The organism is Flavobacterium tistrianum, from assembly GCF_003254545.1.
Classification (GTDB): Bacteria; Bacteroidota; Bacteroidia; order Flavobacteriales; family Flavobacteriaceae; genus Flavobacterium; species Flavobacterium tistrianum.
This window is the reverse complement of record NZ_QJRH01000065.1, coordinates 162,710-187,295: the sequence shown is the minus strand read 5'-3', so window position 1 is coordinate 187,295 and position 24,586 is coordinate 162,710. Positions and strand designations below refer to the sequence as shown.

At 33.3% G+C, this 24,586-nt stretch carries 24 protein-coding genes and 1 tRNA gene; 14 read left to right on the top strand and 11 right to left on the bottom strand.

Annotated features, from left to right (window positions below; all coding sequences use genetic code 11):
- Positions 1-2 precede the first annotated feature (2 nt).
- On the top strand, positions 3-1,634 hold the full coding sequence (groL, locus tag DMB71_RS07885; RefSeq protein ID WP_111365082.1) for a chaperonin GroEL: 1,632 nt from the start codon (positions 3-5) through the stop codon (positions 1,632-1,634).
- A gap of 388 nt (positions 1,635-2,022) precedes the next feature.
- Positions 2,023-3,222: an alkaline phosphatase family protein gene (locus DMB71_RS07880; RefSeq protein WP_111365081.1), complete on the top strand. Its 1,200-nt coding sequence runs from the start codon at positions 2,023-2,025 to the stop codon at positions 3,220-3,222.
- Between the two features lie 264 nt (positions 3,223-3,486).
- On the opposite strand, the gene DMB71_RS07875 is transcribed toward DMB71_RS07880, so the two are convergent.
- Positions 3,487-5,016, bottom strand: a complete 1,530-nt coding sequence (locus DMB71_RS07875) for a SulP family inorganic anion transporter (RefSeq protein ID WP_111365079.1) — start codon at positions 5,014-5,016, stop codon at positions 3,487-3,489.
- A gap of 243 nt (positions 5,017-5,259) precedes the next feature.
- Positions 5,260-5,505, bottom strand: coding sequence for a hypothetical protein (locus DMB71_RS07870; RefSeq protein WP_239452946.1), 246 nt, complete (start codon positions 5,503-5,505; stop codon positions 5,260-5,262).
- A gap of 82 nt (positions 5,506-5,587) precedes the next feature.
- Here DMB71_RS07870 and DMB71_RS07865 point away from each other — a divergent pair, with 82 nt between their 5' ends.
- The 5 genes from DMB71_RS07865 (at position 5,588) to DMB71_RS07845 (ending at position 10,300) form a co-directional block, all read left to right on the top strand.
- Positions 5,588-6,670, top strand: coding sequence for a sensor histidine kinase (locus DMB71_RS07865; protein WP_111365077.1), 1,083 nt, complete (start codon positions 5,588-5,590; stop codon positions 6,668-6,670).
- The gene (locus tag DMB71_RS07860; protein WP_111365076.1) at positions 6,646-7,359 is read left to right on the top strand and encodes a LytR/AlgR family response regulator transcription factor; all 714 of its coding nucleotides are present in this window, start codon (positions 6,646-6,648) and stop codon (positions 7,357-7,359) included. The genes DMB71_RS07865 and DMB71_RS07860 overlap by 25 nt, the downstream gene beginning before the upstream one ends.
- A 225-nt stretch (positions 7,360-7,584) precedes the next feature.
- Positions 7,585-9,027: an SIR2 family protein gene (locus DMB71_RS07855; protein ID WP_204251772.1), complete on the top strand. Its 1,443-nt coding sequence runs from the start codon at positions 7,585-7,587 to the stop codon at positions 9,025-9,027.
- A complete protein-coding gene (locus DMB71_RS07850; RefSeq protein WP_111365072.1) occupies positions 9,027-9,719 on the top strand; it encodes a TIR domain-containing protein in 693 nt (230 codons plus the stop codon). Before DMB71_RS07855 ends, DMB71_RS07850 begins: the two co-directional genes overlap by 1 nt.
- Before the next feature lie 2 nt (positions 9,720-9,721).
- Positions 9,722-10,300, top strand: coding sequence for a toll/interleukin-1 receptor domain-containing protein (locus DMB71_RS07845; protein WP_111365071.1), 579 nt, complete (start codon positions 9,722-9,724; stop codon positions 10,298-10,300).
- Between the two features lie 92 nt (positions 10,301-10,392).
- Here the strand turns inward: DMB71_RS07845 and DMB71_RS07840 are convergent, their stop codons facing one another.
- Positions 10,393-10,815 carry a helix-turn-helix domain-containing protein gene (locus DMB71_RS07840; protein ID WP_111365069.1) on the bottom strand — a complete coding sequence of 141 codons (423 nt, stop codon included), beginning with the start codon at positions 10,813-10,815 and terminating at the stop codon, positions 10,393-10,395.
- A 299-nt stretch (positions 10,816-11,114) separates the two neighbouring features.
- On the opposite strand from DMB71_RS07840, the gene DMB71_RS07835 reads away from it, so the two are divergent.
- From DMB71_RS07835 to DMB71_RS07805, 7 genes are all read left to right on the top strand, one after another.
- Positions 11,115-11,579, top strand: a complete 465-nt coding sequence (locus tag DMB71_RS07835; RefSeq protein ID WP_111365068.1) for a hypothetical protein — start codon at positions 11,115-11,117, stop codon at positions 11,577-11,579.
- Between the two features lie 1,071 nt (positions 11,580-12,650).
- The gene (locus tag DMB71_RS07830; protein WP_111365066.1) at positions 12,651-13,898 is read left to right on the top strand and encodes a TMEM143 family protein; all 1,248 of its coding nucleotides are present in this window, start codon (positions 12,651-12,653) and stop codon (positions 13,896-13,898) included.
- Between the two features lie 2 nt (positions 13,899-13,900).
- Positions 13,901-14,416, top strand: coding sequence for a DUF2199 domain-containing protein (locus DMB71_RS07825; protein ID WP_162614799.1), 516 nt, complete (start codon positions 13,901-13,903; stop codon positions 14,414-14,416).
- 45 nt (positions 14,417-14,461) lie between these two features.
- The gene (locus tag DMB71_RS07820) at positions 14,462-14,926 is read left to right on the top strand and encodes an Mpo1 family 2-hydroxy fatty acid dioxygenase (RefSeq protein ID WP_111365063.1); all 465 of its coding nucleotides are present in this window, start codon (positions 14,462-14,464) and stop codon (positions 14,924-14,926) included.
- Positions 14,927-15,068: 142 nt separating this feature from the next.
- Positions 15,069-15,929: a hypothetical protein gene (locus DMB71_RS07815; RefSeq protein ID WP_111365062.1), complete on the top strand. Its 861-nt coding sequence runs from the start codon at positions 15,069-15,071 to the stop codon at positions 15,927-15,929.
- 40 nt (positions 15,930-15,969) lie between these two features.
- Complete coding sequence (locus tag DMB71_RS07810; RefSeq protein ID WP_111365060.1) at positions 15,970-16,158, top strand: hypothetical protein; 189 nt, start codon at positions 15,970-15,972, stop codon at positions 16,156-16,158.
- A gap of 130 nt (positions 16,159-16,288) precedes the next feature.
- Complete coding sequence (locus DMB71_RS07805; protein ID WP_111365059.1) at positions 16,289-16,840, top strand: GNAT family N-acetyltransferase; 552 nt, start codon at positions 16,289-16,291, stop codon at positions 16,838-16,840.
- Positions 16,841-16,914: 74 nt separating this feature from the next.
- Here DMB71_RS07805 and DMB71_RS07800 read toward each other — a convergent pair.
- From DMB71_RS07800 to murG, 8 genes are all read right to left on the bottom strand, one after another.
- Positions 16,915-16,988: transfer RNA gene (locus DMB71_RS07800), tRNA-Arg, on the bottom strand.
- An 82-nt stretch (positions 16,989-17,070) separates the two neighbouring features.
- Positions 17,071-17,520: a GatB/YqeY domain-containing protein gene (locus tag DMB71_RS07795; protein WP_008467137.1), complete on the bottom strand. Its 450-nt coding sequence runs from the start codon at positions 17,518-17,520 to the stop codon at positions 17,071-17,073.
- A 200-nt stretch (positions 17,521-17,720) separates the two neighbouring features.
- On the bottom strand, positions 17,721-19,709 hold the full coding sequence (ftsZ, locus tag DMB71_RS07790) for a cell division protein FtsZ (protein WP_111365057.1): 1,989 nt from the start codon (positions 19,707-19,709) through the stop codon (positions 17,721-17,723).
- Between the two features lie 79 nt (positions 19,710-19,788).
- Positions 19,789-21,195, bottom strand: coding sequence for a cell division protein FtsA (gene ftsA, locus DMB71_RS07785; protein WP_111365055.1), 1,407 nt, complete (start codon positions 21,193-21,195; stop codon positions 19,789-19,791).
- Positions 21,196-21,201: 6 nt separating this feature from the next.
- Entirely contained in the window at positions 21,202-21,924 is a 723-nt protein-coding gene (locus DMB71_RS07780) for a cell division protein FtsQ/DivIB (protein ID WP_111365054.1), read from the bottom strand.
- Positions 21,911-23,260, bottom strand: a complete 1,350-nt coding sequence (gene murC, locus DMB71_RS07775; protein WP_111365052.1) for a UDP-N-acetylmuramate--L-alanine ligase — start codon at positions 23,258-23,260, stop codon at positions 21,911-21,913. Before murC ends, DMB71_RS07780 begins: the two co-directional genes overlap by 14 nt.
- A 5-nt stretch (positions 23,261-23,265) precedes the next feature.
- On the bottom strand, positions 23,266-23,457 hold the full coding sequence (locus DMB71_RS07770; protein WP_111365051.1) for a hypothetical protein: 192 nt from the start codon (positions 23,455-23,457) through the stop codon (positions 23,266-23,268).
- 1 nt (position 23,458) lies between these two features.
- Positions 23,459-24,547 (bottom strand): undecaprenyldiphospho-muramoylpentapeptide beta-N-acetylglucosaminyltransferase, encoded by a 1,089-nt coding sequence (gene murG, locus DMB71_RS07765; protein ID WP_111365049.1) that lies wholly within the window; start codon positions 24,545-24,547, stop codon positions 23,459-23,461.
- Between the last annotated feature and the right edge of the window lie 39 nt (positions 24,548-24,586).

The window sequence follows — 24,586 nt, the reverse complement described above, 5'->3', positions numbered from 1 at the left end:
AAATGGCAAAAGATATAAAATTTGATATTGAAGCACGTGACGGTTTAAAACGTGGTGTTGATGCATTAGCAAATGCTGTAAAAGTAACTCTTGGACCAAAAGGTCGTAACGTAATTATCGGAAAATCATTTGGTGGACCAACTGTTACTAAAGATGGTGTTTCTGTTGCAAAAGAAATCGAATTAAAAGACGCACTAGAAAATATGGGTGCGCAAATGGTGAAAGAAGTTGCTTCTAAAACCAATGATTTAGCTGGAGACGGAACTACAACTGCTACAGTTTTAGCTCAGGCTATCGTAAAAGAAGGTCTTAAAAACGTTGCTGCGGGAGCAAATCCAATGGATTTAAAACGTGGTATCGACAAAGCTGTTGAAACTATCGTTGCTGACTTAGCAAAACAAGCTAAAGTGGTTGGAAGCGATTCTGATAAAATTCAGCAAATTGCTTCTATCTCTGCAAACAATGATGAAGTTATTGGTGAATTAATCGCTACAGCTTTCGCTAAAGTTGGAAAAGAAGGTGTGATCACTGTTGAAGAAGCTAAAGGAACTGATACTTTCGTTGACGTTGTTGAAGGAATGCAGTTTGACAGAGGATACCTTTCTCCTTACTTTGTAACAAACCCAGAGAAAATGGAAGTGGAACTAGACTCTCCATACATTTTATTATACGACAAAAAAGTATCTTCTTTAAAAGAATTACTTCCAGTTTTGGAGCCAGTTGCTCAATCAGGAAAACCTTTATTGATTATTGCTGAAGATGTTGACGGAGAAGCTCTTTCTACATTAGTAGTAAACAAATTAAGAGGTGCTCTTAAAATTGCTGCTGTAAAAGCTCCAGGTTTTGGAGACAGAAGAAAAGCAATGTTAGAAGATATCGCAATCTTAACTGGTGGAACTGTAATTTCTGAAGAAAGAGGTTATACTCTTGAAAATACAACTATCGAAATGTTAGGAAACGCAAAAAGAGTTTCTATCGATAAAGACAATACAACTATCGTAAGCGGTGCTGGTGAAGCTGATATCATCAAAAACCGTGTGAACCAAATTAAAGGTCAGATGGAAACTACTACATCTGATTACGATAAAGAAAAATTGCAAGAACGTTTGGCTAAATTAGCTGGAGGTGTTGCTGTTCTTTATGTTGGTGCTGCTTCTGAAGTTGAAATGAAAGAGAAAAAAGACAGAGTTGATGACGCTTTACACGCAACTCGTGCTGCTGTTGAAGAAGGAATCGTTGCTGGTGGTGGTGTAGCTTTATTAAGAGCAAAACTTGCTTTAGCTGACTTAAAAGCTGACAACGCTGATGAGGCTACTGGAATCCAAATCGTTTCTCGCGCTGTTGAAGCTCCATTAAGAACTATCGTTGAAAACGCTGGTCTTGAAGGCTCTGTTGTTGTGGCTAAAGTTTCTGAAGGAAAAGGTGATTTTGGATACAACGCAAAAACTGACGAATATGTAGACATGCTAACTGCTGGAATTATCGATCCTAAAAAAGTAACTCGTGTAGCTCTTGAAAACGCTGCATCTGTTTCTGGAATGATATTAACTACAGAATGTGCATTAATTGATATTAAAGAAGAAAATGCCGGAGGCGGAATGCCAATGGGAGGCGGAATGCCAGGAATGATGTAATTCGTTCTCTTCTTAAAAATTAAAAGCGCTAGATTTTTATCTGGCGCTTTTTTTTGTTTGCCACTAATTGCACTAATTTTCACGAATTAGTTTTTTCAATCTTTTGCGCATATTTTAATTTGCCACAGATTACACAGATTAAAATGATTTTTATTTTATGCAGATTTTAGATTATAAAAATTAATCTGCTTAAATCTGTAAAATCTGCGTGAAAAATTTCAGTGTACCTAACAAAGAAATCCTTTTAATCTGTGTAATCTGTGGCTAAAAAGAAAAACAATTCGTGGAAATTCGTGCAATTAGTGGCAACCCTTTTTTTATTTAACATTCTCTTTTTCTTTAAAAAATCTGTTATCAATACCTTTGCAACTTCACAATAACATTAAAAATGAAAAAGCATTTTACCTCACTCCTATCTTTAGTTTTTCTTTCACTTTCATTCTTTTTACAAGCCCAAAATAGCAAAGACAATTACGTTGTTTTAATTTCTATGGATGGATTTCGTTGGGATTATGGCAAAATGTATGATCTTCCGAATCTGAAACAAATTGAAAAAGAAGGCGTTCATGCCAAATCCATGAAACCATCTTATCCAAGCAAAACTTTCCCGAATCACTATTCGATCGTTACAGGGCTTTATCCGGATCATCACGGAATTATCAATAATGTTTTTTATGATGCCTCTTTGAATCAGTCTTTTTCTTTATCAAGTAATGCAAAAAATGATTCAAGATTTTATGGTGGAAATCCGATTTGGAATTTAGCTGAAGAACAAGGCGTAAAAACAGCCTCTTTCTTTTGGCCAGGTTCTGATATTGACAAAAGAAATCCGAGCTATTTCAAAAATTATGATGGCAAAGTTCCATACGGAGCGAGAATCGACACGGTTATGAAATGGCTACAGCTTCCAGAAAAACAGCGCCCTCATTTAGTGACTTTATATTTTGACGAACCTGATCATACAGGTCATAATTTTGGTCCGCTTTCGCCAAAAACTGAAAAAATGGTCATAAAAATGGATTCTATTATGGGAGAAATATCTAGAAAATTAGATCAGCTGCCTATTGGGAAACAAATCAATTTGATTATCGTTTCAGACCACGGAATGGCGACTATCAGCAACGACAAAAAAATAGCCGTGTTAGATTATTTAAAACCAGAATGGTTAGGTTATAAAGACGTAATTAACCCAATTATGAGTTTGCAGGCAAAACCTGGCTATCAAGATTCTATTGCCAATGCTTTGAAAAAAGTGCCTCATATTAAATTCTGGAAATCGACTGAGGTTCCAAAAAGATTGCATTATGGAACGAATCCGCGCGTACATGATTTTGTTATTGAAGCCAATAAAGGTTGGAGTTTAGTAAGCAAAGAAAGCACACATATAAATGGCGGAACGCATGGTTATGATAACGAAGAAAAAGATATGCATGCTATTTTTTATGCAAAAGGTCCTGCATTTAAAGTCAATAAAAAAGTAAAAACGTTTCAGAATGTTTCCGTTTATCCTTTGATTGCTCATATTTTAGGCTTGCAAGTGGGGGAAATTGATGGAAAGCTGAGCGATGTTGAGGATGCGCTACGCTAAAATTAGATAAATGTGGCAATTTGATAATTAGATAATTTGATGATGATTGTCACCCTGAGCGGAGTCGAAGGGCGCTCCAATTGGCACGTGGACTTCGACTCCGCTCAGTCTGACAAGCCTATAAACATAACAAACCCGACAGATTTTAAAAACCTGTCGGGTTTGTGTTTTATATACTTTGCGTAGACGCACTGCAGTGCGTCTCTACAGATACACGTTGTCAATATCATTATCTAATTATCAAATTGACACATTATCTCATTCTTAAGACACGACTTTATAAGTCGGATCTTCAATAATATTCACCTTAATAACCGCATCAGCATTTTTCAGCAATTGTCTGCAATCAGCACTTAAATGCTGTAGTTCTACTGTTTTATTAAGCAGACTGTACTTTTTAGTAATATTATTCAAAGCTTCAATTGCCGACATATCAGAAACACGGCTTTCTTTAAAATCAATTATAATATGCTCAGGATCGTTCTGAATATCAAATTTTTCTAAAAATACAGTTGTTGAACCAAAAAATAATGGCCCAAAAATTTCGTAATGCTTTACTCCGTTTTCATCGATATAATGTCTAGCGCGAATTCTTTTGGCACTTTCCCAAGCAAAAACCAAAGCCGAAATAATTACACCTATTAAAACTGCCAAAGCCAGATTATGCAACACAATTGTAATTAAAGCCACTAGAATTCCAACAAAAATATCATGTCGTGGCATTTTATTAATAATTCTGAAACTTGCCCATTCAAAAGTGGTAATAGCTACCATCATCATAACCCCTACCAAAGCTGCCATTGGCAATTTACCAATTACAGGCGCTCCAAAAAGTATGATAATTAAAATGGTCAAAGCCGCAATAATTCCCGAAAGTCTGGCTCTAGATCCTGCACCAAGATTTATTAGCGTTTGAGCAATCATCGGACAGCCACCCATTCCGTAGAAAAAACCGTTTAAAATGTTCGAGCTTCCTTGTGCGATACATTCTCTATTGCTGTTTCCACGAGTTCCTGTAATTTCATCAACTAAATTCAGCGTAAGCAAACCTTCAGTCAAACCAACAGCCGCAACAATTACCGAATACGGAAATATCACTTTTAAAGTTTCTAAAGAAAACGGAATATTCGGAATATGAAACGGAGGAAATCCGCCTTGAACCGAAGCGATATCTTCTACTGTTTTGGTTTCGATATTAAAAATAATTACCAAAGCAAAAACAACCATAATAGCTACTAAAGATGCAGGAACTGTTTTTGTTATTTTAGGAAAAACCAAAACAATCGCAATAGTCAAAGCTACCAAACCCAACATTATATAAAGTGGCGTTCCTTGAAGCCAAGAAACCTGTCCATTGATAACCGTTTTAAACTGTTCCAACTGCGACATAAAAATGACAACTGCCAAACCGTTTACAAAACCAAACATTACGGGTTGCGGAACTAATCTAATAAATTTCCCAAGTTTAAAAAGTCCAATACAGATCTGAACGATGCCACCAAGAGCTACAGCGGCAAAAACATATTCTATTCCGTGCGATTTCATCAAGGCGATCAAAACAATTACCGTTGCTCCTGCTCCGCCCGAAATCATTCCAGGCCTTCCACCAAAAATAGCCGTAACCAATCCGGCAATAAAAGCTGCATACAGACCAACTAATGGCGGAAATCCAGCCAAAATAGCAAACGACAACGATTCTGGAATCATAGTCATTGCTACAGTCAAACCTGCTAAAATTTCGTTTTTGTAATTGACTTTCTGGCTAAAATCGAAGAGTTGGAACGCTTTTTTCATGGCACAAAATTAGAAAAATAATATGCAAAAAAGCACAAACCTTTTCGTAATGAAAAAGCTGTAATTATTGTAGAAGTTAAACAGTGTAATTAAGTTAACTGTTCTAAAAGAAAAAGGAAAATTGAAAGTATAAAACCGAACATTTCTGCGTTTAATTTTAAATTAAAATATTACACAAAATACTTACAAAAAAAGAAAATACAGCTGCGTATTTTTACCTGATTTATATATTTTTTTTAAACATTATTCCAATCTTATGCAAGTATAGCCTAAACTAGAAACATGATTTACAACATTATCGTATTCCAAATCAACACCTTCAATCCTTAAAATTTTATCACAATCTTCCAGATCAAAATTGATTTTATAATCTGGAAACTGATTTTGCATAACCGTCATGACATAATCCCGATCAGATTCTTTCTGAACATTTGTTTTAAAAATCTCCACGACCATATCGGCATCTTTTAAATCTTTAAACTGGTACATTTTTATTTTTATTAAAAAGAGTATAGAAATTCGAATTCAAAAATAAAGCAGAAGTGCTTATTTTAACAGCAATTTTATACCAATGGCGTATGATTTATACGAATGGCGTTGGTATAAATTTTTCTTTATAAATACCTACAAACTATATGATTGTATTATTTTTGCCGCTATGACAATTGCAAAAATCTACCAGAACTTTTTTCTACGAAACCTAATCGTAAATACGCTTGTTTATTTAGTTATTTTGGCCTGTATTTATGACGAAGTAAGACTCGACGGACATAGTTGGTCTTATATTCTCAGTAAAATTGCCATGGGATATTTTCCGTGCATTGTCTGGATTACGATTTTTAATATCTGCATCATCAAACCTTTTTTATTTCATAAAAGGTTTAAAATCTTTTTCACGCTTCTTGCGGCTTATTGGACTTGTTTTTATTTCTTCATGAATTGGTTCCTTCCGCTTGTCCAATTAGGAAATCTAAAAACGCTTCAGATTGTATCGCTTATTATAAACGGCTGTTTTTTTTATTTCCTGCATATCGTGATTAGCAAAAAAATGAGTCAGGCAGATAAAGATATTATGAATTTCAAATCGGAACTTTCGTTTTTAAAACAGCAATTGAATCCGCATTTTTTATTGAATGCTATGAATAACCTTTACGGAGAAGCTTTATTAGAACCAGAAAAAGTTCCAGATCGAATACTGAATCTCTCAGATTTGCTGCGTTATCAGATAGAAGCTTCTAAGAAAGATTTTGTTTTAATGCAGGAAGAAATTGCCTTTATCAAAAAATACATTGAATATTATACGTTTAGAAACGAAAGACTTGCTGTAACGCAAAAAATTGAAGGTGTTCACGACCAAATCGAGATTCCGCCTTTGTTCTTTCTGCCTTTGGTAGAAAATGCAGTGAAGTTTTCTGCCGAAACTGCAGAACCTTTTATCAATCTTGATTTGAAGGTAAATTGCCGAAGCGTTGTTTTTACTTTAAAAAACAACTATCTTGATTCGGGATCACGTCTTTCGAGCACAGGAATTGGAATTGAAAACCTAAAAAGACGTCTAGAAGTATATCGTCTAAAACACGATTTGAGCTGTAAAAAAGAAAAAGATATCTTTATCGTAAAATTGAGTATATGGCACTTACCTACCGCTGTCTAATAATCGATGACGAGTCGCCGGCGCATAAAGCCTTGATTTCGCACATCTCAAAATTTGACGAACTGGAACATTCTGGAAGCGCTTTTAATGGTATGGAAGCCATAAAACTGCTCAACGAAAACCAATACGATATTATTTTTCTCGACATTAATATGCCTGTAATTTCGGGTGTTGAATTGATGGAACTGCAACCCAAACGCCCCATTACAATTGTGACAACGGCTTATTCTGACTTTGCGCTTTCGGCTTATCAAAACGATGCGATAGATTATTTAATGAAACCTATTTCGTTTGATAAATTCTCAAAAGCAATAGAAAAAGCCAAAACGTATCATTCGGGAAATAACCTAAAAAAGGAAAACACCACAGACCAAAAAGTGCTTTCTTACCGCTCTAACGGACAAGTAATTGAAACGCCTCTTTCTGATATTTTATACATTGAAAGTTTGGGTAATTACATGAAATTGTACAATTGCAAACTAAAATCTCCAATCGTCATTTACGGTTCGCTTGCGAGCATAAGTGCCGAAATTGATTGTGCACACTTTCTCCAAGTGCATCGATCTTATATTGTAAATACAACTAAAATTTCTGCTGTAACTGCCAAAAATCTTACCATGTCTAATGGAGATATTGTTCCTGTGGGAAGGAAATATCAGATTCTGCTAAACAAGTTGCCAATTAGATAATTTGTCAATTTAGATAATTTTTAAAAAGCTCAACTTTTTTAAGTAGGCTTTTTTGTTTTTTATGGGTTTTAAAAAATACGTAGAAGTACTTGGTGTTGAGTTTTAATTTATTGATATAATTGTTTGAAAATAAATTTGTTGAATTATGGATTTCCGTAATATTTGAACTCAAAAAAAAGTCAAATTTGCTTTTGACAAACACTTAACTAACAACCAAAATAAAATATGATGAATTTTAACACTCCCGAAATAAATGGCTTTATAAATGATTATGTTAGCAAATTACGCCAGGGAACAGCAACTATATTTGTTGGAGCTGGCATGTCTAAATCTGCAGGTTTTGTTGACTGGAAAGGTTTATTGAGAGATTTAGCAACAGAATTGGGTTTGGAAATTGACGATGAACCAGATTTAATTTCTATTGCACAATTTCATAAAAATAAAAATAATAACAGAAATCGAATTGATGAAAAAATCGTCAATGAATTTATAGATGCTGATATTGAGACAGAAAACCATCGCATAATTGCTAGATTACCTTTTAACACAATTTGGACAACAAACTATGACGATTTAATTGAAGATGCTCACGACAAAATTTCAAAAAGAGTTGATATAAAAAGTGAAGTAGACGATTTATTTATTAATAAAGATAATAGGGCGTGTATATTATACAAAATGCATGGTGATAAAGATAAACCAACTAAAGCAATTTTATTAAAAGAAGATTACGAAAAATATTATTACACTCATGAGCCATTCGTTTCAATTCTAAATTCTGAATTAATCACTAAATCATTTTTATTTATAGGATTTAGCTTTACAGATCCAAATATAAATTACGTTTTTGGTAGATTAACGCATCGATATAGTGATAGAAGCAAAGATCATTATTGTATAATGAAGAGAACATCTTTGAGCGATTGGAACAATAATGAAGTTAAATTTCAATATGAAAAAATAAAACAAGATTTGTTTATCAAAGAACTTGCTCGCTATAAAGTACAAACAATTTTTATTGAAAACTATAATGAATTAACTTCAATACTACAAGAAATTGAAAAAAGATATAATTCACATTCCATATTTATTTCAGGAAGCGCTCAAGAATATGGAGATTTTACTCCCCTTGAAGCGCAAAATTTCATACATCTACTTTCAAAAGAAATTATTAAAGCAAATTTAAGAGTTGTGAATGGTTTTGGTCTTGGCGTAGGCAGTGCAATAATAAATGGTGCACTCGATGCTATTTATTCAAATCCAAAAAAATATACAGAAAATCAATTGTTATTAAAACCTTTTCCGCAATTCCAATCAGGTGGAAAGACATTAGACCAGCTTCGGGAAGAATATCGGCACAATATGATATCCCAAGCAGGTATTATACTTATAATCTTTGGAAATAAACAAATTGATAATGACATTCTAAATGCAGATGGCGTTAAAAAAGAATTTGAAATAGCCATGTCGAAAGGTTTAATACCTATCCCCATTCACTATACTGGCTATATCGCTAAAGAAATTTTTGAAGAAATATCTAATCAATTTGATAAATATCATTTATCTGAAGAGATATTTAATGATATAAAAAAAATTAAAATTGAAAAAGACAACTTAGAAAATGCTGCAATTAACATAGTTTCAATCATCAAAAAAATAATAAAATAATGGGAAGAAAAATTTTTGTTTCGTATAAATATGCTGATACCAGTGTAAAAGACTTAAATATTTATGAAGAAGATTTTTTTGGCAGAAAAATGAAGGTTCAGACTAAAGCTCGTCATTATGTTGATAAATTATCCCTAAAATTAGAATTGGGGGATAATATTTATAAAGGAGAAGATGATGGCGAGAGCTTAGCAAACTTTTCAGATGAACATATTGCTTCAAAGCTTAGAGATAAAATTTATGATAGTACAGTTACTATTGTCCTTGTTTCTAAGGGAATGAAAAATGTTTTTGAAACAGAAAAAAATCAGTGGATGCCTTGGGAAATCTCTTATTCTCTCAAAGAAATAACACGAAATGGCAGAACAAGTTGTTGCAATGGAATGTTAGCTGTTGTATTACCAGATGAATGGGGTAGTTATGAATATTACATTACTAACAATTCTACTTGTAATTGTCGTTCATTAAATAGCGATTTCCTCTTTAAAATATTGAGTAACAACATCTTAAATGAAAAAAATCCAATTACAACTAAATGTAGTGATGGAAGCACAATTTATCATGGCGATAGTAGCTATATCCAATCGATAAAATGGGAAGATTTTGTTGACAATATAAAATACTATTTAGATAAGGCAATAGAGATTAGAGACAAAAAAGAAAATTATAATATAACCAAAAATTTAAGATAGACATGAGTTTTATTTCAGAATCACAACTTAGAAATCAAAGGCGATCTATAAAAACTTTTCAAAACTTAAGTGAAAGTTTAAAATCTTACAAAAATGAAAGTACTACTTACAAAACAAAAATATTTTTATCTCACAAACATGACGAAGGAGAAAAATTAGAAGGTGCTATTTCTTTATTAAAGAATTTCGGTGTAGATGTATATGTAGATTGGTTAGACGAGGGAATGCCTAAAAAAACTTCTGGACAAACTGCAGTAAGAATAAAGCAAAAAATTAAAGAAAATCATAAATTTATACTATTAGCAACTGAAGAGGCAATTAATTCAAAATGGTGTAATTGGGAATTGGGCTTAGGTGACGCTGAAAAATATATTGAACATATAGCCATTTTACCTATTGAAAAAGATCACATTAGTTTTTCCGGTAGCGAATATTTACAAATATACCCTTACATTTATCAAATAGATTATGCACAAACCTTTAAAGGGACATATAGATCATCAGGAACTTACGTTGTTTATCCTGAAATAAACGGGAACAACAAGGTAATTCCTATATCTGAATGGTTAAGAAATAGATAATTCGCAGTACAAATGCGAACTAATACAAACAAAAAAAAGAGACTTTCTCACAAAAGTCTCTTTTTTCCATTTTTATACTATTTTATAAAATCCTATTTCTCTTTAAGCAACTTTTCCAAATAAGAAATCTTCTCTTTTTCAGATTCTAATAAACGCTCATAAAGTTTCTTATTTTCATCATAAGCTTCAATCAACTTATCGATTGGATTGAATGAACAATTATTATTTTGACCAAATGCACCATTACTATTTGCAAAATTAGGTTCGTTAAAAGTATTAAAGTAATTGAATACTCCTTCATCACTAAAATTCTTAATAGTCTCTGCAGAAACGCCTAAAACTTCGGCAATTTTATTTAGTTTTTCGTCATCGATGGTTTCACTTCCCTCAATATTAGAAACAGATTGCTGGCTTACTCCAATAGAAATAGCAAGCGCTTCTTGTTTCATACCTCTAAGCTCTCTAATTCGGCTGATATTTCTGCCGATATGTTTTGGTTTTGTTGCTGTGCTCATAATTCAAAGATATTTAAAATTCTTTAAAGTTTTTTATTTCATTAAAACACCTTTCTATCAAACAAAAGTATCGTTTTTCGCACAACTAAAAAAGCATCGGTCTTCTCTTTTTGTACTAAATCTAATACAAGACCAAAATCCCGTAGCGCGAGTAATTACAGGGTTTCTAAAACTATGATGATTATCCAAATTCGCGATTTTGTTAATTATTTTCTTAAAAAAAATGACAAACTAAGAAACTTTTCTTACTTAATTATTTAAATTCGCGCCAACCAAACCACTAAGCTACTTACGAGCCAATGAACATTTTTAATTTTTTTAGAAGATCAGATACAAAATGTCCGAGATGTCTTGGAAAAAGATTTGTTGATTGGGATGATATCCGCCGTTTAAACCGCCAATTAAAATGGGTTCCCGCGCCATGCGCGTATTGCGATGCAACAGGAAGAGTCCCCAAAGAAATGCTTTCTAAAGTTTCTGTTGACTGCATGTACCTCACCATAGATTTACCAGAATCTGTAATAGAAAAAATAAAAGAAGGCGATCTAGAAACAATCGAAAAAGGAAAACAACGCGAACTTTTTGTAGATCATCTTATACAATATGCAGAGCATCATTACATCACTCAAAATCTAGATGCCGAAAGCATTGCTAATTTGTATTTGGAATTTGAGGCAGAAAAAGCTCCTTTTGCTGTTACCAAAGAAGAATTAATAAAATACATTCAAGGTGTAATCGAATTAAAGAAATCGACATCAAAATAACCTTTGCAACTCTAAACTTTACCCCTCTGAACCTCTGCACCTTTGTACCTTTCAAAAAAAAACAGGTATAAATACCCATAGTCATACTATTAATTTGTGCTAATATTGTTTAGAATAATTTTTAGTTTAGGCAAGGTTTTCTAATAGAGAGCTTTTTAATTTTTTGTCACTTTTTTTTTGGAACAGAAAGTGGAATTTCAAATCGCTGGTACCGATTAGAAATTTCACTTTTTTTTGTTTTTAAACGTGATGTTTTTTTTTACCGCAAAGAACGCAAAGGGTTACGCAAAGTTCGCTAAGTTTTTCTCTCGCAGATTTAGCAGATCTAAGAGATTTTGTTTTATCTGCTTAATCTGCAAAATCTGCGGGAAAACTATGTTGCCACAAAGCTTTGCGAACTTTGCGGTTTTATTAAGTCTCGCATTAAAAATTCTTAGCGTACTTTGCGTTAAAAAAAAATTAACCGCAAAGAGCGCAAAGGGTTATGCAAAGTTCGCTAAGTTTTTCTCTCGCAGATTTAGCAGATCTAAGAGATTTTGTTTTATCTGCTTAATCTGCAAAATCTGCGGGAAAACTATGCTACCACAAAGCTTTGCGAACTTTGCGGTTTTATTAAGTCTGCATTAAAAATTCTTAACGCTCTTTGCGTTAAAAAACATTAACCGCAAAGAGCGCAAAGGGTTACGCAAAGTTCACTAAGTTTTTTTTTGAGATTTTTGTGAGGACACAAAGCTTTGCGAATTTTATTTCAACATAGCCCGTGGTTTCAACCACGGGGACACAATTATATCCCAATTCATCTCTGGACATCCCCGCAGTTGAAACCACGGGCTATATTTGAATATTAGATGGTAATTATTTTTTCCAAACATAAAGTTCGCAAAGTTCGTTTATGTCTAGCTTTGCGAACTTTTAAGCTTTTATTACTTCTTGCATTAAAAATTCTTAGCGCACTTTGCGTTAAAAAAACATCACTCTTATAAACCTCTGTTCCTTTGCACCTCTGCTCCTTTGCACCTAAGAAAAAAGCCTTATTTTTGCAATCTGTAAAAGCCACGAAATTAAGTCCGCATGACTAGAGAACATTATATTCCGTTTAACAAAGAATTTTTATTGGAACAGCAAATTGCTGCCTTTGCTGAAGATTCGCAAAAGGTTGGTGATTTTAAGAAGTTATTCGAAATTATCGAACACTATTACCATTACGAATCTTTTAATCTTAACCGAAACCTAAAACAGCATTATGCGCTCTACGATCCCGATTTAAGCGAAAAAGAACGCGAACAGTTTATCAATAAAAGCAATTTTCCTGTTTTTAAAGAAACGTTGCTGAAAGTTCTCGAACGTGGCAATTACTATAGAATTAATCAGAAAGCCTTAAACGACGCCTTTAACGAATCTGATTTGATTGGATTAAATCTTGCGATCGATTTTAATGCTTTCAAAGATTTTGAACTCTATGCGCGTGGCCATCATAAAGCAAAAGAGAAGGTCAAAAAATACTTTTTCTGGACCAAAGAAGTCGAAATCGAATATTATGACCGAGTGCTGATTTATCTTAATTACAGCGATGCAGATTACCTAAAAGAAAAGAAAGTCAAATTAGGAAAAATGCCAATTGATCCAGGTTCTATTGCCTTGAAAATCTTTAAGCGTGTTCCTAAAAACGATCTTGAAACCATCTTTCCAAATGCAATTCCGAAAATGTCTCTTAAGGACAAATTGCTGCTTTGGGTTCCGGGTGTTTTTGGTGGACTTTCGTTATTAAGTGCCAAAGTAATTCCAGTCTTAATCAATATGTATGAAGCGTATCAAACAGGCGAAACAATCGATTTACTCAACAGCAAAACTTCCTTAAATCAAGGTTTAATTGCGTTGGGAATCTTGGGAGCTTATTGTTTCCGTCAATACAATAATTTTATAAACAAGAAAATCAGGTATTCTAAAACACTTTCAGATAGTTTGTATTTTAAGAATATTGGAAATAACAGCGGTGCTTTTTATTCTTTACTAAATTCTTCTGAAGAAGAAGCTTTAAAAGAAACTATTCTTGCTTATACATTTTTGCACGAAAGTGAAGATTCTTTAACAGCCGAAGAACTAGACCAACAAATAGAATCTTGGTTTGAAACCAAACTAAATACCGATTTGGATTTTGATGTAAACGATGCTTTGTTGAAATTAAAAAGCATAGCACTAGGAATAGAAACAAACGGAAAATGGAACGTGATTCCGTTAAACGAAGCGCTTATTACAATTGATGAGCTTTGGGATAATGTTTTTCAGTACAATCAGAAAGTAGATTCTTTAAAATGCTAAAAATGTATACTTATAAATGTTCTTGCTGCGGAGAAGTTTTTGACGAAATGCCTTTATGTTTCGGTAACGAATTTCCTGCTTATTATTTTACAATTCCGCCAGAAGAGAGAGAAAAACGAGTTGAATTTGGAGGAAGTTGGTGTTATGTAGATGAAGAACATTTTTTTCATCGAGGAAGATTGACAATTCCGATAATTGATTACCATGAAGATTTGGCTTTTAATGTTTGGACCACAATAAGCGAAGGTAATTTCTGTCTTCGAATGGATTTATGGGAAGATCCAAACCGAGTAAATCAAGAACCTTATTTTGGTTGGATGCAGACTGATGTTCCTACTTACGGCAAAACCATATCTTTAAAATCAATTGCCATTGAACAAGGCTTAGGATTAATTCCTGAAATAAAAATGATTGAAGAAAATCATCCTTTAACCTTAGATCAAGAAAACGGAATTACCTTAAAAAAAGCCATTTCGATTGTTGATGAAATAATGAAAATACAGCACGGTAAAAGCTAAAAGAAATTTTATTAGATTTACGCATCTAACCTTAAAACCACAAAAATGAGAACATTAGATCAATGGTTTGCAGAATATGCCGTAAGTCATCAGAACCCGACCAATAAAGCGATTCACTACATTTGCGTTCCCGCAATTTTCTTTTCTATCGTTGGATTGTTAATGAGTATTCCTAGCGGAATTATTGCCAATACTTTAAACTTAAATTTGCCTATTATCGAAAACTGGGCTTTTGTTGTTTTGCTTTTTGTTTTGGTTTTCTACATCAGATTATCGGTTGCAATGGCGGTTAAAATTGCTTTGTTTTCGGGAATCTGTTTAGTCCTAAATTATTATATCGGACAAGTTGTTCCGTTGTGGGCATTTTCAATCGGCGTTTTCGTCATTGCTTGGATCGGACAATTTTATGGACATAATATTGAAGGTAAAAAACCTTCTTTCTTAAAAGATCTTCAGTTTTTATTAATTGGTCCTGCTTGGGTTGTAGAGAATTTGTTTTCTAGGAAATAGTGATTTTTGGAAACTGACAAATTAGAACTAGGAGCAAACATTAGAAATTTAGATAGAAGGACAAAATAAAATTTGTCCTTTTTTATGAATAAAATATACTTTGAATATTTTTCTATATTAGCTGAATAAACTAAACTGAAAAATGAGAAAATTCTTCATAGTAATTACTTCCGTAATTTTACTTTCTTCATGCAAGCAAACAGATACTAAAAATGTTCAAAATAAAGAGACAACAAAGAAAGACAGCGCCAAAGTTGAAAGTTCTTCACAAACTGCACAATCAAATTCTGATTTATTAGAACAATTTTCTAAAAACAAAAATGAAATTGTTCTAAAATTAAAAACATTGCCCAATAAAGAAGCTGGAAACGCACTATACGAAAAGTATATTGAAGCAAACAATACTTTGTTGCGACAGATAGCCGAAAAAGAATCTGGAATATTGGATAAATTTTACAATGAAGATGAAGCTGATAAAAAAGCTGTAAAGCTTTTGGGTGAGAATCTTAATAAGCATCAATTAGAGTTTTGGGAAATTGGGGAAGGATATGTCGAAATAGAACCTGTACATGATTTTTATTATAGAATTTTCAAAGATTACGTAACGAGCGATTACAAAGATTATCTGTACTTAAAAAGTGAAGAAAACAAAACACTATATTCTGCAGATGCTGGACTTGTAATCTCTTTTAAAGATTTGGGAGACAGAGTAATTTCGTGGGAAAATTTCATGACCAAATATCCAAATTCAAGCTTGATAACATCTGTAAAAGAACAGTACAAAAATTATCAAATGGATTATCTTGTTGGTCAGGACAATACACCGACTGCAGAGCGAGCAACAGATGAAAATTATATTTACCCAGAAAACATTCAGGAATTTAACCGATTCATGAAAAAATATCCAAAAAGCCCAACTGTTCCTCTCATTAACTTGTTTATGGAAAATTTTAAAAGCGAGAGTATTTTTGATTTATTAAGAGCTGAACAGGATAAATTGTAAATCTGAAGTAGAAACACATTTAACAACCAACAATCTAAATATGGAAAATAAAAACCAACCTATAACATTTGTTTTTTGGATAGTAGCCATCATTTTAGGCGTAACTTTATACAAGCAATTTGATTTTAAGAATCTAAAATTTGAGAATCCAGCAATGGCTGTTATTTATGGTATTGTCTTTTTATTTTCGGTTTATTATATCATTAAAAATTCTGGAAAGAAGCAGTGAAATAAAAACCGTGACGTTTATCAGACATCTATCCTGCTTGAGTTAATATGCCTGATATAGTTATTATAACCTAGTTAATATCAAACGAAAGCCAAAATTTCACATAAAAAAATAATCAAAAAACTGCAGAATGGAATTGAATTTTAAAGATTTCCCTAAACTGATTACCGAAAGATTAGTATTAAGAAATATTGAAAACACTGATGTTGCTTTAATTCATAAATTACATTCTGATGCAATTGTAAATGCTTTTGTTGGAAGAGAGAATTCTTCAAGCTTAAAAAAAGCAGAAGAATATATAATCAAAATGCAAAATTTAATTACGAAAAATGAATGCATTTATTGGATTATAACTGAAAAAGGAAATAACGATCTAATTGGTTCAATTTGCTTATGGAATTTTGATATTGAAAATGAAATTGTAGAAATAGGATATGAAATGTTGAGTGAATTTCAAGGCAAAGGAATAATGACTGAAGCAATCAAAAAAGTAATAGAATATGCGTTTGAAAAAATAAAAGCAAAAATAATAACTGCTTTTCCATCTTCTGATAATATCAATTCTGTATCAATATTAAAAAAAATGAACTTTGAATTGGAGAATAAAAAATATAATAATACCCATGAGAATATAAAAAATCTGGTAACTTATACTTTAAGAAATAGTCCAATTAATAACTAGACGAAAATATTTAAAATCTTCGAATCATAAAAAAGCCTGAGAACTTAAATTCTCAGGCTTTTTAAATTTTATAGTGACCCCGGAGGGGTTCGAACCCCCAACCCTCAGAGCCGAAATCTGATATTCTATCCAGTTGAACTACGAGGTCAGTTTATTTATGATTTTAGATTATAGATTTTAGATTGCTGATTGGAATCTAAAATCTACAGTCTAAAATCTAAAATTATTTTTTACGAAAGTAATTTCTTTACAATTGTAGAAATGGTTTTTCCTTCAGCAGTTCCGCCTAATTGAGCAGATGCCAATCCCATTACTTTACCCATTGAAGCAATTCCAGAAGCTCCTGTTTCAGCAATGATTTTTGCTACTACAGCTTCTACTTCTTCTTCGCTTAATTGTGCTGGTAAAAACTTCTCGATTACAGCAACTTGAGCCAATTCTGGTTCTGCTAAATCTGGACGATTTTGCTCTGTAAAGATTCTTGCGCTTTCTTTACGAGTTTTAACCAATCTCTGAAGTAATTTAATCTCTTCATCTTCAGACAAATCTTCTTTAGATCCTGAAGCTGTTGATGCTAATAATAATTCAGATTTTACAGCTCTTAAAGCTTCTAATGCTACTGTATCTTTTGCTTTCATGGCCGTTTTGATCTCGTCCATGATTTGTGTTTGTAAACTCATGTTTATATTTTATTTAAAATAAGCTAATGCTTATTAATTGATATATTGATTTGGCTCTTCGACTTCACTCAGGGTGACAATAAGATTCACTTTAAAAACCTATTTAGAAAGTCAAATTTTGAAATTCTGTGCGAAGATAAAAAAAATAACCCGAAAATTAAATCCAATTTTCGGGTTACCTAATATTATGATTTTAAAAATTAATCTACGTTATCGTGCAAAAATGAATTGTTAGAACGTAACTGCAAATCATTATTACTGTCTGTTCCAACAGAGATTCTAGAATTTGTAGTATTAGACTGAGAATTAGACAAATCTATTCCTAATCTTTTGTAAGCAGGCTCTTTTTCCAACTCATCGATTCTAGAAACATTGTTATGGAATTTATAGTTAAATTCTTTTAGTTTCTTTCTTCTTTCTTCTGCTCTTAAGCGCAATGTTTCTTCAATAGTTAATTCTAAAGGAGAAACTTCAGAAGTTGTTGTAATATCTGGCTGACTTGCAAAATCAGGTCTTGCTTTCAACGTGATGTTTAATTCCTCTGGAATTGTAGGTTCAACAACTTTTTCAACCGGTTTAGAAGCCAATAAATCATTTTCAACTTCCATATATTCTTCTAGAGAATATTTAATAATTCCGTTATCTGAAACTTCAGTTACAGGAACAAATTGTACTGGATCGTTTACTTTAATATCACGAGTTTCATTTGTCAATTCGAACAGAACTCTGTTATCTTCTACAACTGGCTCTCTTTTTACAGGCTCTTGCTTAAACAAAGGAAGGTCAAAAGAGAAAGTTGTTTGTTCCTCTTTTTCAAAAACTCTTTGTTGTTGCACTGGCTGGAATGGCTGTTGTTGCTGCACTTGCTGAACAGCTGGTGTTTCAGGAGATGAAATTGTAAAATCGATATCTGTAATTGGCGAAACAATTTCGAAAGTTACGTCTAGATTTTTGATAAACTCAGACATCACCACTAACTCTTCCTGATTGATTGCTGGAGCAACAGCTTGTGCAGTTGGAGTAAATGTTTCGTCGTCGTCAATTAAATCAAAAACAACTTTATCTTCCACTTTTGTTGTTGGTGTATCAACAGTTAGGTCAAAAGAAGCAAGCGGTTTATTCGTTAAATTATGAACACTTCTTTGCTCATCCTCCAACGTATGAATGATTTTCTTTGGTTCTGTATTTACAATTTCATTTTGTTGTTCTACATCAAAACCTGTAGCAATAATAGTTACTGCAATAGCTTCACCAAGAGTTTCGTCTTCACCAACCCCCATAATGATATTTGCATTGTAACCAGCTTCAGCTTGAATGTGATCATTGATTTCTCCAATTTCGTCAAGAGTAATCTCATTAGTTCCAGAAACGATAAGCAACAATACGTTTTTGGCACCCGTAATTTTATTGTCATTTAACAAAGGAGAATCTAACGCTGAAACAATAGCATCTTTAGCTCTGTTGTCGCCTTCAGCCACAGAAGATCCCATAATTGCAGTTCCGCTGTTTGCTAAAACAGTTTTTGCGTCACGTAAATCGATATTTTGAGTATAGTGGTGCGTAATTACTTCGGCAATACCTCTAGAGGCTGTTGCCAAAACTTCATCCGCTTTAGAGAATCCTGCTTTAAAACCAAGATTTCCGTATACTTCTCTTAATTTATTATTGTTGATTACAATTAAAGAATCGACCTGCTTACGCAATTTCTCAATTCCAATAATAGCTTGCTCCTGACGCACTTTCCCTTCAAATTGAAACGGAATGGTCACGATACCAACTGTTAATATTTCTCTCTCTTTTGCTAATTGAGCAATTACCGGAGCTGCACCAGTTCCAGTTCCTCCACCCATACCAGCAGTAATGAATACCATCTTAGTATTCTTATCCAACATTTTTTCAATATCCGAAATACTTTCGATAGCCGACTGCTGTCCAACGTCTGGATTTGCTCCTGCTCCTAGCCCTTCAGTTAAATTAACTCCTAACTGAATTTTATTGGGTACTGAACTATTTTGAAGCGCTTGCGAATCGGTATTACAAACGATAAAATCTACGCCTTTAATACCTTGTTTGAACATGTGGTTAATTGCGTTACTTCCGCCCCCACCTACACCTATTACTTTGATTACATTTGATTGATTTTTTGGTAAATCAAATGAAATACTTCCAAATTCTGAGTTGCTCATCATCTTTTTGGTTTTTTGAAATTCTTATTAAGTACATTTTTTACTTCTTGACTTGGGGCAAGAAATAATCCTTCTCTTTTTATTATTCTGCGTTGTCTAAAAATTCTTTGATTTTGTCGACATATCGATCAAAAAATGATCTTCTTATTTTTGTTTCGGTAGATTCATTTTTAGGCGCCCTTTGACTTACGGTTTCTCTAGGCTCTTCAATGGTTTCTACTTTCTCAACGTAGTTTTCTTCAACTTCGTATCGCTGCACTGGTGGAGCAGTTCTGTAAACAACTTTTGGCTGTTCTTGAACCATTTCCAATCTAACAGCACTTTGCGAACTGTTTTCGATACTGTTCATTACTAATCCTACTGCAGTTGCAAATAGCGGGCTAGAGATTTCTTCACTAGAGTTTCCTGCCAAATGCTCGTTAGGATAACCAATTCTAGTATCCATTCCTGTAATGTATTCTACCAGCTGTTTAATGTGTTTTAATTGTGCACCACCACCAGTTAAAACAATTCCAGCGATTAATTTTTTACGAGGATCTTCGTGTCCATAAGCTTTAATTTCTGCAAAAACCTGTTCTACTATTTCCACAACTCTTGCATGGATAATTTTAGATAAGTTTTTAAGCGAAATCTCTTTCGGCTCTCTTCCTCTTAAACCTGGAATAGAAACAATCTCGTTATCTTTATTTTCCCCTGGCCAAGCAGATCCGAATTTTATTTTTAGAAGCTCAGCTTGTTTTTCGATAATCGAACATCCTTCTTTGATATCATCTGTAATTACGTTTCCTCCAAAAGGAATTACTGCTGTATGACGAATGATACCGTCTTTGAAAATAGCTAAATCTGTTGTTCCGCCCCCGATATCGATAAGCGCAACACCAGCTTCTTTTTCTTCCTGACTTAAAACAGCATCAGCCGAAGCCAATGGTTCTAATGTTAAACCAGACAATTCAATTCCTGAACTCTGAATACATCTTCCAACATTTCTGATTGAAGAGGCCTGACCAACTACAACGTGAAAACTAGATTCTAATCTTCCGCCATACATTCCGATTGGCTCTTTAATTTCAGATTGCCCATCGATTTTAAATTCTTGCGGTAAAACGTGAATTATTTCTTCTCCCGGTAACATCGCCAGTTTATTCACCTGATCAATTAGGAGCTGAATATCTTTTTCGCCAATTACTTCTTCAGGATTATTTCTGCTGATGTAATCAGTATGTTGAATACTTCTGATGTGCTGTCCGGCAATACCCACAACCACATCTTTGATTTTGTATCCTGAATTATTTTCTGCTTCGAGAATCGCTTGCTGTATCGATTGTATCGTCTGCGTAATGTTGTTTACTACTCCTCTGGCAACACCCAAACTTTTGGATTTACCAATGCCCAAAATCTCCAACTTACCATATTCATTTTTTTTGCCAATCATGGCAACGATTTTGGTTGTTCCAATATCTAGACCTACTGCAATGTTATCTTTTTCCATTTTCTATTATTTAGTGCAAACTACTTGTTCCGTAAACCTAAGGTCAATTTTTTTGTATTTGTATAACGAACTATCTAAAACCGCTTTTTGAAAGAAGGCTTTATAGTTTCTAAATTTCTTATCAACATTCATCGTTCTTCCAAAATCTATGAAGTAATCATAGTTACGATTAAACATTTTTAAGCTTCCATTCGGCATAATCTCTATAGCAATGATGTTTTTTTTCAAAAACGCATCGTCATAAATTGTGCGAAATAAAGCTGCTAAATCTTCGTTATTTTTTTCATTTATTGCCCCTGAAACAAGAGGAACTCTTGCAGTGAAATTGTCCGACAAGGGCATTTTATTACCCTCATAGTCAATATAAAAAGAAACGCCGCCATCATAAACTCTTGCTATGGGCGTCTTCTGTTTTACTACTGCTTTTAGAACTCCATCGATACTTACAAAAACATTTGACTTCTCAATCATGTCTTGCGTATCGAGGGTTTTCTCTATCTTATTCAAATCTACTTCATCTTTTCTAATACTGGAAGCGTCTCTTTTATTTTCTATCAACAATTTATTAACCGTTTCTGGCTTCACAAAAAGCGTATTTTCTCCTACAAAAACAACCATCGATTTTTTCAATTTTCGATCGCCATTTCGATGTTGAGCGAAAGAATATAGAAACAAAACCAGTCCGAAAATAAGTACTAATCTGATATTTATCCAATTAAATATTTTCATTTAAAACCTTTTTAATTGACGGAACCATTTCTCCCAGATCACCAGCTCCAATTGTTACAATAATAGGTGCATCGCTGGCTTTAATTTCACCCAATAAATCTTCTTTTGCAACAATTTTTTTGTTCGTATTTGTCATTTTACCCAAAAGCCACTCAGAAGTAACTCCTTCCATTGGAAGCTCTCTAGCAGGGTAAATATCCATCAAAAACACTTCATCAAACTGCGATAAGCTTTCGGCAAATCCGTCAACAAAATCTCTTGTTCTGCTAAACAAATGAGGCTGGAAAATTGCTAAAACTTTCTTTCCTGGATAAAGCTCTCTAACTGCTTGATGAACAGCATTTATTTCTGTTGGATGATGTGCATAATCATCAATATATACTAAATTTTCGCTCTTAATCTGATACGAAAAACGTCTTCTGATTCCGTTGAATGAAGCAATGGCTTTTGCAATGGAATCGGTCGGGGTGCCGAAAGTTTTAGCCATCGCAATAGCCATCAATCCATTCATTAAATTGTGTTTTCCAGGCAATCCGAAACGTAAATCTTTCATAATTTCTGATGGCGTCTGCACATCAAAAACATAAGCTCCATCTTCTATTCGAACATTATAAGCCTTATATACAGCATCTTCATTTATAGCACATTGAACACCATCTAAAGGCAATTCCTTGGTTATAAAAAGATGATTTTTATCTTCTACTTTGGCAGCAAATTCTCTAAAAGAAGCTTGAATTGCATCGCTAGTTCCATAGATATCCAAATGATCCGCATCCATAGAAGTCACACAAGCAATATCTGGACGCAAATGCAAAAACGATCTGTCAAATTCATCTGCTTCGACAACTGTTACCGTTTTACCGCTTCCGATTAAATTCGAATTGTAATTTTCAACAATTCCTCCAATGAAAGCTGTTACATCAGCACCGCTTTGAAACAAAATATGTCCCAAAATACTTGACGTTGTTGTTTTTCCGTGTGTTCCAGCAACTGCAAAACAGAAAGTATCTCTACTTATAATTCCGAGAACTTCGGCACGTTTTTTAACCTCAAAATTTCTTTCAATAAAATAATTCCACTCAGAATGTGTTTTTGGAACCGCTGGCGTATAGATTACAAGCGTATTTTCAACGTAATAATCACCTGGAATTAAATTAATATTATCTTCAAAATGAATATCAATACCACTTTCAATCAATTCATTAGTTAGCATAGAAGGCGTTTTATCGTAACCTGAAACTTGTTTTCCAATAAACTTGAAATAACGAGCCAGAGCACTCATTCCGATACCTCCGATACCAATAAAATAAACGTTTTGTATTTGATTTAAATTCATTTTCTTTATTTATAAAAATATTCTAATACTTTATCTCCTAACTCTGAAATGATGCAAACTCCAACTATAATCATCATTAACAATAAAATATCTTTTATCGATTTTTTGAAATACTTTTTATTCTTTTTATAATCGTAGTAATAAGCTACAACTATTAAAATAACGAACAGAAAAAAAATAATTAAAACATACTTCATATTATTTAATCAACTTCACAATTTCTGCTACAATATCTTGTGTAGCCTTTGGTTTTGCCAATTTCTTAATGTTATCACTTAATTGTTTCTGCTTTCCTGAATCTTTCAGCAGCGCTTCAAAAACAATGCTAAACTGACTGTCAAGCTCAGATTCTTTCAACAAAATCGCACCTTTTTCATCTACAATTGCTTGCGCATTTTTAGTTTGGTGATCCTCAGCTACATTAGGAGATGGAATAAAAATTACCGGTTTTCCAACAATACATAATTCTGACACCGACGAAGCACCTGCACGTGAAATTATGACATCTGAGGCTGCGTAAACAAAATCCATTCTTTCAATAAAATCAACCACTTTTACATTTGGCTGATTGTATTTTTTATAGTCTTCAAAATATAATTTCCCACATTGCCAGATCACCTGTACATCTTGCGAAAGAAAATTTTGCAATTCTTTTTCAATTAACTGATTGATTCTTCTTGCCCCTAGACTTCCTCCTAAAACCAATAATGTTTTTTTATTCGGATCTAAACCATAAAAAGCAATTGCTTCATCACGCTTGCTTTCAATATCAATTAAATCCTGACGAACCGGATTACCAGTTAATACAATTTTCTCTTTTGGAAAAAAACGTTCTAAATTCTGATAGGCTACACAAATCGCATTCGCTTTTTTGCTCAACAATTTATTTGTTATTCCAGGGTAAGAATTCTGCTCCTGAACCACAGTTGGAATTCCTGCCGCTCCTGCCGCTTGCAATAAAGGTCCGCTGGCAAAACCTCCAGTTCCAATTACTACATTTGGCTTGAACTTTTTAATTATTCTTTTTGATTCTAATAAACTGCTTGCCAATTTAAGCGGAAACATCAAGTTCTGTAAAGTCAATTTTCGCTGTAAACCAGCAATCCAAAGACCTTTTATTTCGTAACCAGCCTGAGGCACTTTCTGCATTTCCATTTTATCTTTGGCGCCTACAAAAAGAAATTCTGCATCAGGAAATTGTAATTTTAATTCATTTGCAATCGCAATTGCAGGATAGATATGCCCTCCTGTTCCTCCTCCGCTAAGTATGAATTTATACTTTGTCATCTTTCTAAAAATTACAACTTTTTAAAAAATTTTTATATT